This window comes from Azospirillum aestuarii (assembly GCF_016632405.1).
GTDB lineage: Bacteria > Pseudomonadota > Alphaproteobacteria > Azospirillales > Azospirillaceae > Azospirillum > Azospirillum aestuarii.
In genome coordinates, this window is the sequence record NZ_JAEPIV010000025.1 from 23,774 (window position 1) to 38,492 (window position 14,719).

The 14,719-nt window shown below is 68.8% G+C and carries 13 protein-coding genes; 11 read left to right on the forward strand and 2 right to left on the reverse strand.

The annotated features are described in order from the left end of the window. Positions 1-10 precede the first annotated feature (10 nt). The 11 genes from JJL56_RS26650 to JJL56_RS26700 all read left to right on the forward strand — a co-directional run bounded on the left by JJL56_RS26650 (position 11) and on the right by JJL56_RS26700 (position 12,815). A complete protein-coding gene (locus tag JJL56_RS26650) occupies positions 11-325 on the forward strand; it encodes a hypothetical protein (protein ID WP_145629405.1) in 315 nt (104 codons plus the stop codon). Positions 326-453: 128 nt separating this feature from the next. Further along, positions 454-1,089 carry a hypothetical protein gene (locus tag JJL56_RS26655; RefSeq protein WP_247890550.1) on the forward strand — a complete coding sequence of 212 codons (636 nt, stop codon included), beginning with the start codon at positions 454-456 and terminating at the stop codon, positions 1,087-1,089. 168 nt (positions 1,090-1,257) lie between these two features. Next, positions 1,258-1,794: a type VI secretion system contractile sheath small subunit gene (tssB, locus tag JJL56_RS26660; protein ID WP_145629400.1), complete on the forward strand. Its 537-nt coding sequence runs from the start codon at positions 1,258-1,260 to the stop codon at positions 1,792-1,794. 49 nt (positions 1,795-1,843) lie between these two features. Next, positions 1,844-3,313 (forward strand): type VI secretion system contractile sheath large subunit, encoded by a 1,470-nt coding sequence (gene tssC / locus JJL56_RS26665; protein ID WP_145629398.1) that lies wholly within the window; start codon positions 1,844-1,846, stop codon positions 3,311-3,313. 39 nt (positions 3,314-3,352) lie between these two features. Then, the gene (locus JJL56_RS26670; RefSeq protein WP_109071735.1) at positions 3,353-3,868 is read left to right on the forward strand and encodes an Hcp family type VI secretion system effector; all 516 of its coding nucleotides are present in this window, start codon (positions 3,353-3,355) and stop codon (positions 3,866-3,868) included. A 224-nt stretch (positions 3,869-4,092) separates the two neighbouring features. Next, positions 4,093-4,566: a type VI secretion system baseplate subunit TssE gene (gene tssE / locus JJL56_RS26675; protein WP_145629396.1), complete on the forward strand. Its 474-nt coding sequence runs from the start codon at positions 4,093-4,095 to the stop codon at positions 4,564-4,566. 14 nt (positions 4,567-4,580) lie between these two features. Continuing rightward, positions 4,581-6,377 carry a type VI secretion system baseplate subunit TssF gene (gene tssF / locus JJL56_RS26680; protein ID WP_200486939.1) on the forward strand — a complete coding sequence of 599 codons (1,797 nt, stop codon included), beginning with the start codon at positions 4,581-4,583 and terminating at the stop codon, positions 6,375-6,377. Continuing rightward, on the forward strand, positions 6,374-7,444 hold the full coding sequence (gene tssG / locus JJL56_RS26685; protein ID WP_247889665.1) for a type VI secretion system baseplate subunit TssG: 1,071 nt from the start codon (positions 6,374-6,376) through the stop codon (positions 7,442-7,444). The genes tssF and tssG overlap by 4 nt, the downstream gene beginning before the upstream one ends. Further along, on the forward strand, positions 7,441-10,056 hold the full coding sequence (tssH, locus tag JJL56_RS26690; protein ID WP_200486940.1) for a type VI secretion system ATPase TssH: 2,616 nt from the start codon (positions 7,441-7,443) through the stop codon (positions 10,054-10,056). The genes tssG and tssH overlap by 4 nt, the downstream gene beginning before the upstream one ends. A 16-nt stretch (positions 10,057-10,072) precedes the next feature. Next, entirely contained in the window at positions 10,073-12,148 is a 2,076-nt protein-coding gene (locus JJL56_RS26695; protein ID WP_145629389.1) for a type VI secretion system Vgr family protein, read from the forward strand. 1 nt (position 12,149) lies between these two features. Continuing rightward, the gene (locus tag JJL56_RS26700) at positions 12,150-12,815 is read left to right on the forward strand and encodes a toxin-antitoxin system YwqK family antitoxin (protein ID WP_145629387.1); all 666 of its coding nucleotides are present in this window, start codon (positions 12,150-12,152) and stop codon (positions 12,813-12,815) included. 163 nt (positions 12,816-12,978) lie between these two features. On the opposite strand, the gene JJL56_RS26705 is transcribed toward JJL56_RS26700, so the two are convergent. Together JJL56_RS26705 and JJL56_RS26710 are read right to left on the reverse strand one after the other, a co-directional pair. Next, positions 12,979-13,371 carry a DUF4280 domain-containing protein gene (locus tag JJL56_RS26705; RefSeq protein ID WP_145629385.1) on the reverse strand — a complete coding sequence of 131 codons (393 nt, stop codon included), beginning with the start codon at positions 13,369-13,371 and terminating at the stop codon, positions 12,979-12,981. Positions 13,372-13,465: 94 nt separating this feature from the next. Next, entirely contained in the window at positions 13,466-14,665 is a 1,200-nt protein-coding gene (locus tag JJL56_RS26710) for a DNA polymerase IV (RefSeq protein ID WP_200486941.1), read from the reverse strand. Positions 14,666-14,719 lie beyond the last annotated feature (54 nt).

Consider the following 14,719-nt stretch of genomic DNA (forward strand, 5'->3'; position numbering starts at 1 on the left):
ACCGGCCATCATGAACCGGGATGCCCGCCTGCACGCCATCCTCGCCCGGCTGCGCAGCGATTCCCCCGGCGAGCGGCTGGCTGCCCTCTCCGCGCTGGAGCGGCTGATGCCGGCCGGGACGTCCCTCTACGAGGTCATCCAGGTCGGGCTGTTCTACACCGACCGCGGCACCGTCGCCCCCTCGCTGGTCGAGGAGGTGGACCGCCTGCGCGGAGAGGCGCAGGAGGCGACGCGGCGGGAGGAACGGCAGCGCCGCCGCGTCCGGGCGCTGGAAACCGGCATCCGCGCTGTGATGGAGGAACTCCGCGGCGGCAAGGACGCCTGACCGCCTTCACTCCGCAACGGACGCAGTTCCGGCGGCGTGACTCCGGGAGTGGACCAACAAGGCGTTCCGCGACGGCCCGCCATCGCACACCTTGCGGGGCAATACCGCCGTGCGTACCCGGAGGCCCTTTGCCCACCATCACAGCACCCTGTCAGCATGCCCTTTACGCCGCCGTGGACTCCGCGGCGACGGCGCGCGGCATGACGGTGCCCGCCCTGATCCGATCCTGCCTGACGCTGGTCGGGCCGGAGGCGCTGACCCACCTGCCCGATCCCGGCAGCCCCGAACCGGTGGACGTCTCCCACCGCACCGTGACGCTGAAGAGCGGCGGCACCCGCCGCGTGCGGGTGGTGCCGAAGCTGCGCGTGCGCCACGCCACCCCGCTGGATGCGGCGACCGTGCGCAAGGCCGCCTGGGTCGCCGCCACCATTGGCAGCGACGACGGCGCGCACCTCATCACCGCGGGCGAGTTGAACGCCGTGGAAAGCGAGATGAGCCGCTGCCGCCTGCGACTGGAGCAGCTGACCGCGGCGCTGGAGACGCTGGCCTTCCGCCCGCTGCGCCAGCCGATCCGCAAGCCCTGGCAGGCCACCTACGTGCTGGGCTTCACCCATGAATGGGGCCTGGACACGCAGACGGTCAACAGCCGCTTCCGCACCCTGGCCCCGATCTTCCATCCCGACACCGGCCTGCTGTCCAGCGCCGAGCGGATGAGTCAACTATTGGAGGCCCGCAACTTCCTCTTGCAGCACCTTCGAAGCTGAGCGGGCGATGCTTCGTGCACCGGACATTCCCTCCGAAACGGAGGTGTTCCGGGGCGATGTCGTCCAATTGGGGTCCATCTCGGCTGGCCTCCACAGGGGTGCCTTTCGAATGATGGCGAAGCTCGACAGCCGGCGCGCGACGCGCACAACCCTATGAGGTCGTCAGATATGAGCGAGAGCAGTCAGAAGAAGTTGGAGCGCGTCCGCCCGCCGCGGGTAAAGCTCACCTACGAAGTCCACACCGGCGGCGCCCAGGAGATGAAGGAGCTGCCCTTCCTGGTCGGCATCCTGGCCGATCTCAGCGGCAAGCCGGAAAAGCCCCTTCCCAAGCTGAAGGAGCGCAAGTTCGTCGAGATCGACCGCGACAACTTCAACGACGTGATGGCCGCTACGGCGCCGCGCCTCGCCTTCCAGGTGGACAACAAGCTTCAGGAGGACGGCGGCAAGCTGAACATCCTCCTGAACATGCGCCACATGGACGACTTCCAGCCGGTGGAGGTGCTGAAGCAGGTGCCGACGCTGAGCCGCCTGTTCGAAGCCCGGCAGAAGCTCTCGGACCTGCTGGCCAAGCTGGACGGCAACGACGAGCTGAACGGCCTGCTGAACGACGTCATCACCAGCACCGAACAGCAGGACGAGCTGAAGAAGCTCCTCGGCCCGGCGGACGCCGCCGCCGCTGGCGAGCCCGCGGGCGAGCCCGCCTGATCCCCCGTCCCGGTAAGCCCAACCAGAACCCCCTTCACGGAGCGAACAGGTGAGCACGGAAACGTCCGTTGAGAGCGCCGCCAGTCTGTCCCTGCTCGACCGCATGATGGTCGAAGGCAAGATGGCGCGCGAGGAGGGCCAGCGGCCCTATGCCCGCGACCTTCTGACCGAATTCGTCGATCAGGTCCTCGCCGAGACCGGCGACGCCTCCGCCATCGACGTGGTCGAGGCGATCAACCAGCGCATCGCGCAGATCGACGAGCTGATCAGCGACCAGCTGAACGAGGTCATGCACCACCCCGACTTCCAGAAGCTGGAAGCGACGTGGCGCGGCCTCAACTACCTCGTCATGAACACCGAGACCTCGACGACGCTGAAGCTGCGCGTCCTCAACGTCTCGCGCAAGGACCTCCAGAAGGACCTGGACAGCGCGGTCGAGTTCGACCAGAGCGCCATGTTCAAGATGGTCTACGAGGCCGAGTACGGCACGCTGGGCGGCACGCCCTACAGCATGCTGGTCGGCGACTACGAGTTCGGCCGCCATCCGCAGGACATCTCCCTGCTGGAGAAGATGTCGAACCTCGCCGCCGCCGCCCACGCGCCGTTCATCAGCGCCGTGTCGCCGACCATGTTCGACATGGAGAACTTCGGCGAGCTGGGCGCCCCGCGCGACCTGTCGAAGATCTTCGAGACGGCCGAGATGGTGAAGTGGCGCTCCTTCCGCGCGTCGGAGGACTCCCGCTACGTCTCGCTGACCATGCCGCACGTCCTGATGCGCCTGCCCTACGGCCCGAACACCGTTCCGGTCGAAGGCATGAACTTCGTCGAGGACACCGACGGCCGCGATCACTCCAAGTACCTGTGGGGCAACGCCTCCTGGGCGCTGGCCGCGCGCATCACCGACAGCTTCGCCAAGCACGGCTGGACCGCGGCCATCCGCGGCGTGGAAGGCGGCGGCAAGGTCGAGGGTTTGCCCAGCCACACCTTCAAGACGGACGAGGGCGACGTCGCCCTGAAGTGCCCGACGGAGATCGCCATCACCGATCGCCGTGAGAAGGAGCTGAACGACCTTGGCTTCATCTCTCTGGTCCATTGCAAGAACACGGATTACGCGGCGTTCTTCAGCGGCCAGACCACGAACAAGCCGAAGGTCTACAACACCGACGAGGCCAACGCGAACGCCCGCATCTCCGCGATGCTGCCGTACATGCTGGTGTCGTCGCGTTTCGCCCATTACCTGAAGGTGATGCTGCGCGACAAGATCGGCGCCTTCCTGACGCGCAACAACATCACGGACCACCTGAACACCTGGATCGCCAACTACGTCCTGCTGGACGACGAGGCGTCGCAGGGCACGAAGGCCCGTTTCCCGCTGCGCGAGGCCCGCATCGACGTCTACGACGTGCCGGGCCGTCCGGGCGTCTACCGCGCCAACATCTTCCTGCGCCCGCATTTCCAGCTCGAAGAGCTGTCGGCCTCCATCCGCATGGTCGCCGAACTGCCGGCGCCGGAAGCCTGATCCCCTCCCCACCGAACGCATCGTCCGGAGTAAATCCGCATGTCTATGATCATTCTCGATATCCCCAACGTCCAGGGGGAGTCCGCGGTGGAGATCGCCGGGGGCGTGGTGTTCAAGGACATGATCCTGTGCGAATCCCTGTCGCAGGACATGACCGTCGAAATGGAGGTGTCGACCAACGCCCGCCGTACGGTCCACACCCCGAAGGTCGAGAACATCACGCTTGAGCGCAAGTGGGACCGGGCTTCGCCCAAGCTGATCTCGCTGCTGCTGCGCTCGGCCAACTCCGACACGGCGAAGAAGCAGTGGACCATCCACTGCCTGAAGCCGATCGGCGACACCCACCAGTGGGGCGAGTTCCTGACGATCGAGCTGACCAACCCGCTGATCGCCAAGCACAGCCTGAGCGTCAACGAGGGCGACACGACCGAGACCATCGAGATCAACGCCACCGAGATCTACTGGACCTACAAGCGCTACACCGAGGAGCAGAAGCACGAAGGCGGTGGCGGCGTGAAGTTCAACCTGCTGAAGGGCACCGTGTCCGACAGCTGAGGTGGTGAATAACCCTCTCCCCTCCGCTCACGCGCAAACGAAGTTTGCGCTGACGCGACAGGCGGACCTTCGGTCCGCCGATAGCGGGGAGAGGGTGGCCCGTAGGGCCGGGTGAGGGGGTTGCGCTTTTGCCGGACGCTCCGCGACGCGCCCCCCCCTCATCCTAACCTTCTCCCCAGGGGGGAGAAGGAACTGAAGCGACCTCACCCCCAACGGACACGGCGATGACCCAGCCCAAGACGATGACCGGCGGACGGTCGCTGCTGTTCGAACGGCTGATCGACTTCGAACCGGACCACCCGACGGGCGACGAGCCGTCCGCCACGGTGCTGTCCATGCCCGACCTCAAGGCGTCCATCCGGCGCGAGGTCGCGCGCATCCTCGACAGCCGCAGCACCGGCACGCGCCGCCCCGACCTCGGCGGAACGGCGCTGGACTATGGGATTTCCGACATCACGCATCTGGACGCCGCCTCAGACGCCGACCGCCGTCAGGTGGAGCGGATGGTGCGCCAAGCCATCATCGATTTCGAGCCGCGGCTGAAGCGCCCGCGGGTGACCGTCAGCGCCGGAAACGGGCGCGGCACCATGGTCACCAGCATCTCCGGCGAGGTCGTGGCGGGCACCGTCACCGAGCGGCTGGAGTTCGACGTCGGCCTGCGCGGCCAAGCCCCCAACGGGCCGGACCGGACCGGCTGAAAGGACGAGCGGGAATGCGGCGCGAGGATCTCCTCGACCATTACGAACGCGAGCTTCTGTACGTCCGCCGGGCGGGCGAAGCCTTCGCGCGCAGCTATCCCAAGATCGCGCGCCGGCTGGCGCTGGGACCGGATCAGGCCGCCGACCCGAACGTCGAGCGGCTGATCGAATCCTTCGCCTTCCTGTCCGGGCGCCTGCAACTGAATCTGGAGCGCGAGTTCCCGCGCTTCTCCGAGGCGCTGCTCGGCATCCTGCACCCGCAGATGATCGCGCCGATCCCCGCCATGGGCATCGCCCGGATGGAGCCGGTGCCCGGCGAGGGGCGGCTGACCGGCGGATTCCGAGTGCCGCGCGGCACCCCGCTGCACGCCGTGGCGGAGGACAACATCCGCTGCCGCTTCCGCACCGCCTACGACGTGACGCTGTGGCCGGTCGCGGTGACCGACGCCGCGGTGGAGCCGGCCGACCGCTACGACTTCCTCGACGGCGCCGCCACCGCGTCGGTGCTGCGGCTGCGGCTGGAGACGCGCAACCAGTCCTTCGAGAATCTGCCGATCGACAAGCTGCGCCTGTTCATCGACGGCGAGACGATCCTCACCTCCGCCCTGCACGAGCTGTTCCTGTGCGGCGTGGTGGAGATCGCCTACGTCCAGCCCGGCAAGCCGCCGGTGCGGCTGCGCGGCGAGAACCTGATCGCCCCCGTGGGCTTCGGCCCGGACGAGACGGTGCTGCCGCACCCCAAGCACGCCCAGCCCGCCTACGGTCTGCTGCAGGAATACTTCGAGTTTCCGCAGAAGTTCGACTTCTACGACCTGCCGCTTCCGCAAGGCCGGCTGTCGGGGGAGGTCGTGGACATCCTGATCGCGGTGTCGCGCCCGCTGCCCAACCGGCTGACCCTGCGCAAGGACAGCTTCGTTCTCGGCTGCACGCCCATCGTCAACCTGTTCAACCGTACGGCGGAGCCGATCCGGCTGAACCACCGGCGTACCGCCTACCGCGTCGTTCCCGACGCCCTGCGCGAGCGGACGACCGAGGTCCATTCGATTCTGGAGGTCAGCGGCCTGCGCGACGGCGACGGCATGCACCACCGCTATGTCCCCCTGTTCTCGCACCAGCACGCGGAGGCCGAAACGGAACCGCGCGGGTTCTGGCTGGCCGCGCGCGAGCCGACCCAGCGCGACGACGTGCCGGGCACCGACCTGCATCTCAGCCTGCACCACCTCGACCTGACGCCGACCGACCCGGCGGACGAGACGCTCCTGGTGCGCACGCTCTGCACCAACCGGGCGCTGGCGGAGCAAGTGCCGGCGGGAGCCGCGCTGATGATCGAGGAATCCGCCCCCATCGCCACCATCCGCTGCCTGCACAAGCCGACGCCCGGCCGCCCGGCCCCGGCGGGCGGTTCCTCGGCCTGGAAGCTGATCTCGCACCTGTCGGTCAACCATCTCAGCATGACCGGCGACGCCGAGGGGCTGCGCGCCCTGCAATCCATCCTGCTGCTGCACGCGCCCGACGACCCGTCGGCCCAGCACCAGATCCGCGGCGTGCAGGGCCTGTCCTCCCGCCCGGTGCTGCACCGCATGGGGCAGGACGCCTGGCGCGGCTTCGTGCGCGGGCTGGAGGTGACGGTGGCTTTGGACGAGCGGAACTTCGTCGGCGCCAGCCCGCTGGTTTTCGGCGGAGTGCTCAGCCGCTTCCTCGGGCTCTACATCAACGTCAACGCCTTCGCCCAGCTTCGGCTGCGCTCGGTGCAACGGGAAGGGGTGTGGAAGGCATGGTCGCGCCTTGCCGGCAGCCAGCCGGTCCTGTGACGGATCGTCCTTTCCCAACCTCCGGCAGCGCCCCTGCCCTGATCGACCGGCTGGAGGCCGAGCCCTGGGGCTTCGACCTGCTGCAGGCCATCGCCCTGCTGGAGCGCGCCGCCCCCGGCCTGGCCCCGCTCGGCACCGGCATCGACCCGGAGCAGGAGGCCGTCCGCATCGAGCACGACCCGAGCTTCGTCTTCCCCGCCAGCGACGTGGTCGAGGCGCGGCGGACCGAGGACGGGCGCGGCGTGGTGCGTTCCCCCGTTCTCGGCGTGGCGGGCATCAACGGCCCCCTGCCCTACGTCGCCACCGAACTGCTGGTCGAGCGGGCGGCGCGGCGTGACACGGCGGGCTCCGCCTTCTACGACATCTTCAACCACCGCCTGATGTCGATCTTCTACCGCACCCGCCAGGGCAGCCTGCCCCTGCTGGAGCGCGACCCCGAACGCACCCTGATGGCCCGCGTGCTGCGCGCGCTGGCCGGCATCGGCACGCCCGGCCTGGAGCAGCGCCTGCCCGGCACGCCCGACCGCATGCTGCTGGCCTTCTCCGGCATCCTCGCCAACCGGCGCCGCTCGTCGGCTGGATTGGAGGCGATCCTCGGCGCCGTCTTCCGGGTCAAGGTGCGGGTCGAGAGCTTCGTCGGGCGCTGGCTGCCGCTGGACGACGAGAGCCGGACCCGCATCGGTGGCGGTTTCGGCGCGCGCAACAACAGCCTCGGCCGCACAGTGGTGCTGGGCCGCCGCGTCTGGGACCAGCAGAGTTGCTACGCCATCGAACTGACGCTCGACAGCCTGGAGCGCTTCCGCGAGTTCCTGCCCGACGGGCGGCACCACCAGACGCTCTGCGCGCTCGCCCGCTTCCACACCGGGGACGGCATGGACTTCCGCATCGTGCTGGTGCTGGAGGCCACCAAGGTGCCGCCGACGCGCCTGTCCACCAAGCCGCCGGAGGGCAGCCGCCTCGGCTGGACCTCCTGGCTGCGGGCGCCGGGCCGCCCGAACCTGAAGGACGGGCGCTTGACCCTCGACCCCGCCCCGCCCGCAACGTCACCCCAGGGAGCCGTCCCGTGACCGCCGACATCAAGTCCCTCATCGGAAAGCTCGACCGCGACGGGCGCAAGGTTCTCGAACGCTCCGCCGCGCTGTGCGTCTCGCAGACCCATTACGACGTCGAGGCGGAGCATGTGCTGCTGGCCCTGCTGCGGCTGAAGGACGCCACCGTCGCCGGCATCCTGCGCCATTACGGCGTCGAGGCGGGCCGGCTGGAGACCGAACTGGATGCGGCGCTGGACCGCATCCGCCGCGGCAACAGCCGCACCCCGGCCTTCTCCCCCCGCGTTCCGGAGATGCTGGAGACGGCGCTGCTGATCTCCGTCACCCATCTGGACAGCCCGCAGATCCTTCTCCCGGCCATCCTCTGGGCCGCGGTCGCCTGCGATTCCGTGCGGGCGGTGGTCACCGAGTCCGCCCCCTCCCTGCTCGCCCTGCCGCGCGAGCGCACCGCGTCCGACCTGCCGGAGCTGGTGCGCGTCCTGAAAGAAGGCGGACCGTCCGCCGCCGCATCCGAATCCTCTCCCGCCGCCGCTCCGGTCTCCGCCGCGTCGGACGGGCGGGCCATGCTGGACCAGTACAGCCAGGACCTGACCGCCCAGGCCAAGGCCGGGAAGATCGACCCGGTGATCGGGCGCGACCGCGAGATCCGGCAGGTCATCGACGTGATGATGCGCCGCCGCCAGAACAACCCGATCCTGGTTGGCGACCCCGGCGTCGGCAAGACCGCCATCGTCGAGGGGCTGGCCCTGCGCATCGCCGAGGACGACGTGCCGCCGCCGCTGCGCGGCATGGTCATCCGCACGCTCGACCTCGGGCTGCTCCAGGCCGGGGCCGGGGTGAAGGGCGAGTTCGAGAACCGGCTGAAGTCGATCATCAAGGAGGTCTCGGCCTCCCCCGTGCCGATGGTCGTCTTTATCGACGAGGCGCACGCTTTGATCGGCGCCGGCGGGGCCGCCGGCCAGGGCGACGCCGCCAACCTGCTGAAGCCCGCCCTGGCCCGTGGCGAGTTCCGCACCATCGCCGCCACCACCTGGGCCGAGTACAAGAAGTATTTCGAGAAGGACCCGGCGCTGGCCCGCCGCTTCCAGCCCGTCTCGGTGCCGGAGCCGGACGAGACGGCGGCGGCGGCGATGCTGCGCGGCCTCGTCCGCCGCTTCGAGGAGCATCACGGGGTCAGCGTGCTTGACGACGGCATCGCCGCCGCCGTGGCTCTGTCCGCCCGCTACATCCCCGCCCGCCAGTTGCCCGACAAGGCGATCAGCGTGCTCGACACCGCCTGCGCCCGCGTCGCCATCGCCCGCAGCTCCAAGCCCGAGGCCATCGAGGCGATGGAGCGCGAGGACGCCATCCTGGCCCGCGAGGCGGAGCGGCTGGAGGCCGAGCCCGGCACCGCCCACCACGCCCGCCTGTCGCAGATTTTGCAACGCCGGGGCGCCATCGCGCTGGAAAAGGCCGCTCTGGACGAGCGCTGGACGCGCGAGCGCGATCTGGTCGATGCGGTGGAAGCCGCCTTGAAGGCTGGCCACGCCGTGGAGGCCGCCGCGGCCATGGAAAAGCTGAAAGCGATCCAGGGCGACAGCCCGCTGGTCCCGCACCGGGTGGACGGGGCGGTGGTCGCCGCCGTGGTGTCGAACTGGACCGGCATCCCGGTCGGTTCGATGTCCAAGGACGATCTGGAAGTGGTCGCCACGCTGGAGGACCGCATGGCCGCCCGCGTCGTCGGCCAGCCGCAGGCGCTCCAGGCCATCGCGCGGGCCGTGCGTGGCTATCGCGCCGGGCTGGGCGAGCCGCAGCGCCCGATCGGCGTCTTCCTGCTGAGCGGCCCGAGCGGCGTCGGCAAGACCGAAACCGCCCTGGCGCTCGCCGAACTGCTGAACGGCGGCGAGGACAGCCTGATCACCATCAACATGTCGGAGTATCAGGAGGCCCACGCGGTGGCCACCCTGCGCGGCGCCCCGCCGGGCTATGTCGGCTACGGCAGCGGCGGCGTGCTGACCGAGGCGGTGCGCCGCCGCCCCCACGCCGTGGTGCTGATGGACGAGGTGGAGAAGGCCCACCCCGACGTGCTGGACATGTTCTATCAGGTCTTCGACAAGGGCGTGCTGGAGGACGGCGAGGGCGTGGAGGTGGACTTCCGCAACACGCTGATCCTGCTGACCAGCAACCTGGGCGACACCGAGCTGTTCGCTCTGGGCCGCGAGGCGCTCGACGCCGGGCGCATCGGTGAGGCGCGGGAAGAGGGGCTGGCCGCCATCTCCGACGTGCTGCGCCGCCGCTTCCGCCCGGCCTTCCTCGGCCGCCTGTCCGTCGTGCCTTATTACCCGCTGAGCGAGGCGCAGATCCGCCGCATCGTGACGATGAAGTTGGACAAGCTGCAACGCCGCACCGCCGGCAACCGCGGCGCCGAACTGGCCGTCACCGACGCGGCGGTGGAGGCGCTGGTTCTGCGGGCGCTGAACTCCGACGCCGGGGCGCGCATGATCGACACGCTGCTGTCGGAGTTCGTGGTGCCGGAGGTGGCGATCCGCATCCTCGACCGCGTTGCCGCCGGCCAGCCGGTGGGCCGCATCACCGTGGACCACGGCGCGGACGGACGCTTCGCCGTGAGCCTGGGCGGCACGGCGGCCTGAACGGGGAACGGCGATCATGGCGAAACGCTTTGCCCAGGACGGCCAGTATCTGTCCATCACCACCCCGTTGGGGGCGGACGCGCTGGCGCTGCGCACCATCGTGGGGGAGGAGCGGCTGTCGTCGCTGTTCACCTACCGCGTCACCATGATTTCGTCGGACGAGGACATCGCCTTCGACCGTGTCGTCGGCAAGGCGGTGACCGTCGCCGTCACGCTCGGCGACCAGGAGACGGTGCGCCACATCAACGCCATCGTCGGGCGGATCGAGCTGACCCACGTCGACGACCGCAGCCAAGTCGCCCATTACGAGGCGGAGCTTCACCCCTGGCTGTGGATGCTGACCCATTCCGGCGACTGCCGCATCTTCCAGGAGAAGACGGTCCCCGAAATCGTCGAGGAGGTCTGCAAGGGTGCCGGCTACACCGATCTTAAGAAGTCGCTGACCGGAACCTACGCCAAGCGTGAATATTGCGTGCAGTACCGCGAGACCGACTACAATTTCGTCGCCCGGCTGCTCGAAGAGGAAGGCATCTTCTACTATTTCGCGCATGAGGACGGGAAGCACACGCTGGTGCTGGGCGACAGCGACAGCGCCTTCGCCAAGAGCCCGCTGCTCGACGCCTTCGAGTACCGCGCCACCGAAGGGCACGACGACGAGGACAACGTGCTGAACGGGCTCAGCGTCGAGCGGCGCGTCACATCCAAGAGCTACGGCATCGACAGCTATCATTTCGAAACGCCCTCGACCGACCTCTACGCCACGGCGGAAGGCGCGTCGGGCTTCGGCACGGTCAGCGACTATCTGAGCCGCCACACCACCTCGGCGGATGGGGAGGCGCTGGCCAAGCTGCGCCAGCAGGCTCTGGCCTTTCCCGGTCGCCGGGTGCGCGGCAGCGGCGAATGCCGCTCGTTGGAGGCCGGGACGCGCATCACCGTGTCCGGCCACCGCAAGAGCGACCTGAACGCCGAATATGTCCTGCATTCCGTGCGCATCGACGGGGCGAGCGGCCATTTCAACGCCCATTTCACCGCCTTCCCACCGGACCTGCCCTTCCGCCCGCTCGACACGGCGGTGAAGCCGCGCATCCACTCCACCCAGACCGCCATCGTCGTCGGCAAGAGCGGGGAGGAGATCTGGCTCGACAAGTACGGGCGCATCAAGGTGCAGTTCCACTGGGACCGGCTGGGCAAGAAGGACGAGAAAAGCTCCTGCTGGGTCCGCGTCGCCCAGAACTGGGCGGGCAAGAACTACGGCATCATGTTCTTCCCGCGCGTCGGGCAGGAGGTGGTGGTGACCTTCCTCGACGGCGACCCCGACCGCCCGCTGGTCACCGGCTCCGTCTACAACGCGGAGCAGACCGTGCCCTACACGCTGCCCGACGATTCGACCAAGAGCACCATCAAGACCCAGACCTCGAAGAACGGCACCGGCAAGTTCAACGAGATCCGTTTCGAGGACAAGGCCGATGCCGAGGAGATTTTCGTTCACGCCCAGAAGGACATGAACGTCGAGGTGTTGAACGACGTGACCCGCCTCATCAAACACGACGAGGTAGAGACGGTCGAGAACGACAGCACCATCGACATCCAGCACGATCGCAAGCTGACCGTGAAGAACGATCACAGCATCACCGTGTCGGAAGGCAACGAGACGCACGACGTCGCGAAGGGCACGCGCGCCGTGACGGTGAAGGGCAACGAGACCCACACCAACAAGGCCGACTTCATCCACAAGGCCGACGGCGACTACACCCTGACCGTGAAGGGCAACCTGACCATCGACGTGACCGGCGACGTGGTCATCAAGGGCAAGTCGGTGAAGGTGACCGCCACCTCTGGCGAGGTCGGCGTCAAGTCCGGGACGGACATGAAGCTCGACGCCGGCGGCGCCTTCAACGCGAAGTCCGGCATGGCCATGGAGATCAAGTCGGGCATGGGCATGGACATCAAGGCCAGCATGGGGATGAACCTCAAGGCCGGCCTCGCCCTGTCCGCCGAAGGGCTGTCCGCCGCGCTGAAGGCCCAGGGCATGGGCGAGGTCAGCGCCGGTGGCATCCTCACCGTCAAGGGCACCCTGGTGAAGGTGAACTGAGATGGCCGACGAAGCTGCATCCGCTCCCCAACCCGTGGAGGAGCGCGACGAGCAGGGCCGCATCGTGCGCAGCGGCGAGATGCGCGACGAGTTGTTCCATGGCCTCTATACCGCCTATGGCGACGATGGGCACCCGATCCTGCGCGCCCGGCTGCGCGCCGGCAGGCTGCACGGGGAGGTGCGCAACTACGCCCCCGGCGGCGCCCTGGTCCAGGTGGCGGAGTATGTGGACGGCGTGCAGCATGGACTGACCACCTTCTACGCCAACGCCCGCCCGACCTGCCGCATGACCTACCGCAACGGCCTTCTCGACGGGCCGTCCGTCTTCTTCCACGAGGCCGGCACCGTCGCCGCCGTCTTCCAGTACGGCGACGGCAAGCGCGAGGGGGAAGCGCTGTTCCACAGCCCGCAGGGCCGCCCGATGCGGCGGGAGAGCTACGCCAACGACCGTCTGCACGGCCCGGTGCTGGGCTACTATGACGACGGCACGGTGAGCGAGCGCGCCGCCTTCCTGGACGGGCTCCAGGACGGCGTGCTGCGCCGCTTCTTCCCCTCCGGCGCGCTGATGCAGCACGGCGTCTACCGCCGCGGCCTGCTGATCGAACCGCTGCGGACCTATTCGGAGGACGGCAAGGAGATCGCCGTGCTGCAGCCCCCGGCGGGGTGAGGGCAGACCGTTGTTTTAAGAACTTTGCCCCCACCCCGACCCTCCCCCGCGTTGCGGGAGAGGGTGCCTTCTGCGAAGCGGCGTCCGTCCCCTCCCCTGCGATAGCGGGGGAGGGTTAGGGAGGGGGCAAGAACGCCCCCCACAACTCACATCCCCGCACACCTCACGGCGTCTGCACCGTGAACTGCCCCGGCAGCGTGATCTGGATCACCCCGCCCCAGTTGCACATCAGCTTGCTGGTGGAGGTCAGGGCCGGCATGTTCCCGACCATCACGGTCGGGGCGCCGGGCACCCAGGGGGCGACGGTGCAGGGAACGCAGGGCTGCGGCTTGATCACACCCGGCGGCGGCACCGGAATCATCGAGGCGACCATCGGGTTGGCCGGGCTGGTGCAGACACCGAAAGGCGGGATGTTCATGATCGGCTTGTTGTCCATGATGTTCGCCATCGGCGGGCCGCCGGCCATCGTCCGGTTCAGCGGCAGCACCACCAGGGCGGACGGCGCCGCCCCGAAGCTGCAGGTCATCATGGCCCCCGCGCACACCGCCTGACTCATCCCGTCTCTCCATACCGAAACGTCCAGGCGAAGAGTGTGCGCCTCCATCGCCCCGCGGCAAGCGGTCCCTGGACCGGATTGGTCCGAATTCGCTTCAACCCGGCGGAGACGGAGCGAATCCGTCGAACAGCCCCGGTTCCGCCTCGGTCTCCGGGTCGAGCAGGTCGGTGCAGCCGACGCCGATCAGGCGGATCGACCGTCCGTCCGGCTCGGCATCCAGCATCTCGCAGCCGGTCTGCCAGATCAGCCCCGCCGATCGCGCGGGCGGATCGACCCGGCGGGAGCGGGTGATCGTCTGGAAATCGGCGGTCTTCATCTTCAGCACCACGCTGCGCCCCCGCAAGCCCGCGGCGGACAGGCGACGCGCCACCGTTTCGGCCAGCGGGCGCAGCGCGTCCTTCAGCGCGGCCTTGTCGGCGGTCTCCCAATCGAAGGTCGTCTCCGCGGAAATGCTCTTGCTCGGCGACTCCGGCTCCACCCGACGGTCGTCCTGACCGCGGGCAAAGCGGTGCAGCAGGCGGCCCATCTTGCCGTGGCGGCGCACGAGATCGATCTCCGACCAGCCGTGCAGGTCGCCGACCGTGCGGATTCCGTCCGATTGAAGCTTGCGCTGGAGCACCGGCCCGACGCCCCACAGGATCGACACCGGCTTCGGCGCCAGGAAGTCGAGCGCCTGCCCCCGCCCGATCACCGAGAATCCCCGCGGCTTCTCCAAGTCGGAGGCGATCTTGGCGAACAGCTTGTTGTAGCTGAGCCCGACCGAGGCGGTGATGCCCAGCTGGCTCTCGAACCGGCGGATCAGTTCGGCCAGCGCCTGGGCCGGGCTGATGCTCAGCCGTTCCGACACGCCGGACAGGTCGAGAAAGGCCTCGTCGATGGACAGCGGCTCGACCAGCGGCGTGAAGGCGTGCATCAGCTCCCGCGCCTGCCGGCCCACAGCCTTGTACTTCGCCATGTCGGGCCGCAGCACGACGGCGTCCGGACAGGCCTCCAGCGCCTGCCACATCGGCATGGCGGAGCGCACCCCGGCCATCCGCGCGATGTAGCAGCAGGCGGCGACCACCCCACGCCGGTCGCCGCCGATGATCAGCGGGCGGCTGACCAACTCGGGCCGGTCGCGCTTCTCCACCGTGGCGTAGAAGGCGTCGCAGTCGATGTGACCGATGGCGAGGCCGTGCAACTCGTCATGCCGGACCAGCCGCCGGCCGCCGCATTTCGCACAGCGCGGCTCGCTCCCGCGGAGAGCTGCCGCGCAGTCGCGGCACAGGGCCTTGCAATCGTCGAACACAGCCATGGCCGCAGTCTAACAGCAGCGCGCCCGCGGCGGGAAAGGAATGTTCCTGTCCCG

What these genes read in the sequence shown, in the direction of transcription:
- JJL56_RS26650 (WP_145629405.1), top strand. Translation starts at nt 11, where the DNA reads ATGAACCGGGATGCCCGCCTGCACGCCATCCTCGCCCGGCTGCGCAGC.
- tssB (WP_145629400.1), top strand. Translation starts at nt 1,258, where the DNA reads ATGAGCGAGAGCAGTCAGAAGAAGTTGGAGCGCGTCCGCCCGCCGCGG.
- JJL56_RS26670 (WP_109071735.1), top strand. Translation starts at nt 3,353, where the DNA reads ATGTCTATGATCATTCTCGATATCCCCAACGTCCAGGGGGAGTCCGCG.
- tssE (WP_145629396.1), top strand. Translation starts at nt 4,093, where the DNA reads ATGACCCAGCCCAAGACGATGACCGGCGGACGGTCGCTGCTGTTCGAA.
- tssF (WP_200486939.1), top strand. Translation starts at nt 4,581, where the DNA reads ATGCGGCGCGAGGATCTCCTCGACCATTACGAACGCGAGCTTCTGTAC.
- JJL56_RS26695 (WP_145629389.1), top strand. Translation starts at nt 10,073, where the DNA reads ATGGCGAAACGCTTTGCCCAGGACGGCCAGTATCTGTCCATCACCACC.
- JJL56_RS26700 (WP_145629387.1), top strand. Translation starts at nt 12,150, where the DNA reads ATGGCCGACGAAGCTGCATCCGCTCCCCAACCCGTGGAGGAGCGCGAC.
- JJL56_RS26705 (WP_145629385.1), bottom strand. Translation starts at nt 13,371, where the DNA reads ATGAGTCAGGCGGTGTGCGCGGGGGCCATGATGACCTGCAGCTTCGGG.
- JJL56_RS26710 (WP_200486941.1), bottom strand. Translation starts at nt 14,665, where the DNA reads ATGGCTGTGTTCGACGATTGCAAGGCCCTGTGCCGCGACTGCGCGGCA.